General features: G+C 59.7%; 1 protein-coding gene. It reads left to right on the plus strand.

Annotation, left to right across the window (positions count from 1 at the left end):
• Positions 1-1,182: 1,182 nt before the first annotated feature.
• Positions 1,183-1,623 (plus strand): hypothetical protein, encoded by a 441-nt coding sequence (locus QZX93_RS25485; RefSeq protein WP_295392758.1) that lies wholly within the window; start codon positions 1,183-1,185, stop codon positions 1,621-1,623.
• Positions 1,624-1,797 lie beyond the last annotated feature (174 nt).

Genomic DNA, 1,797 nt, shown 5'->3' on the forward strand with positions numbered 1-1,797 from the left:
CACCTCGCCTGCTTTCGTGCCTACGCATCGACGCGTCCGTTACCGTTCGCGCCGCAAGGCTCGATACTGGGCTCGCGGCTCACGATTACCCAGGTGGGATTTGCACCCACTAGACTACGCGACATTGCCAAGCCGCACTGACCCCTTTTCATCGACGGGCGGCGGGCAAGCCTCTGGCGGGCAGGCAGGGTCGTTGCCGGTACTTGCGTGGCGCCAATCGGCCGATGAAACTGCCGACTGGCGGATTGCGATTGGCTTGACGCATCTTGGCGCTGGCTGGTCATCCGCTCGGCCGTCGGCCGCGGCAGGGACTCGGGGCTTAGTGCCTTCAGGAATGCCTCGCTCCGGTACCAGTTGCGCATCTTCTCGAGTACGCCGCGGTGGATTAGCAAGGCCAGGTAGCGGTCCCAGTTGGAAGTTTCCGTCTTGGCCGCGCGGGGCCGCGGGTGAGGTAGTCATGAGGGGATAGGAATCTTGGGTGCTGGATTGGATTCCGTCGACTAAACTTGTATCCTAAGGCGACCTAGAGCAACAACGTCCTGGGGCGATCTGAGACACAAGCGTTCTAGTCCAATGTAGAACACGTTAGGCAGTGTACGCCTATCCCAATGCGAATTTTCTCGATATTTATATCTCCGATTGGTTTTCGCTTCTATCGCCGACTCATAAAATCTGGATAACCGAGAGTCGCTTGGCGCGGTTATTTGGCTTATTTTCTAGATAACTAGAAAACCGCTGCCAATGTGACTGTCCGGATATCAAATAACTTGGCGATAGCCGTTGTCCTTTCATTGGAAAGAGGGTCCGGTCTTGCATTTTTGCTTACCGTCAGGCAAAAAAGGCAAGAGCTGACCCTCTCCCCCTTGACCCTCTCCCCGGCCGGTCGCCGGGGTTGGTGGCCCGGCGACTGGCGAGCGGTTAAGACTTGGCCCCGCTGCGGGCGCTCCGTGCGGCGCGCCGCCGCGTTGCGATGGGCCGCTGAGTGCTGGCACCCGGTTGCGAGTGGCTAACCCCCGAGGCCCGGGGCGCGCTGGCAGCAGGCGCGGTTGATGGCAGGTGTTGGCGGGTATATGCTTAATCGCGTTCGTCTGATCTGGGTGTTGTTCTCTGTACGGTCACCGGCCCACCGCGGGGCAAGGCCCTCGCCCGCACGAGCCGGTCCGCGTCAACTGGAAGCACATCATGAATATACCCGCTTTCGCTGCTCCAACAACGACCTTGCTCCTGCTGGCCCTGGTGACACCCCTGACGGTCACTGCCCAGTCCAACGACGGCAAGAATGCCCCGAGCGGGCAACTCGACGCCTATCAACGCGGCGTCAGAGACGGAATTCAACTGTGGGGGATGCAATCCCAAGCTCGCCGCCATCGCGGTCGTAGCGGGGAGATCCGGATCGGGTCCGCCATCTACGGCTCCCAGTTTGGGACCTGCGACTTTGCCCAGCAATTGGCCGCCCTCGCCGATGGGCAGCGAACCTATCGATTCAGCGTCGGAAACGATTGGTGCGGCGATCCCTCCCCCGGCAATTTCAAGAACGCCCGCGTCCGCTACTCGTGTGGTCGTCACCAGTCGCGCGTGGTCGAGGCCCGGTCGGGCCAATCGGTCATGCTCAGTTGCGATTGACCTCGCGCTCTGGCTCTTTGGGATCTCAGTAGATCGGCATATTTATAAATTACATGATGTTATGACGATATGTAGGGCGTCATAGAGTCGCATAACGAGCCGCATCGACAAGCCCCTGACAGGGCTTGGAGCGATTACTGCTCTGCCGAACCTTTATATCAGAGGCTTACGCTA

The organism is uncultured Thiodictyon sp., from assembly GCF_903946935.1.
Taxonomy (GTDB): Bacteria; Pseudomonadota; Gammaproteobacteria; order Chromatiales; family Chromatiaceae; genus Thiodictyon.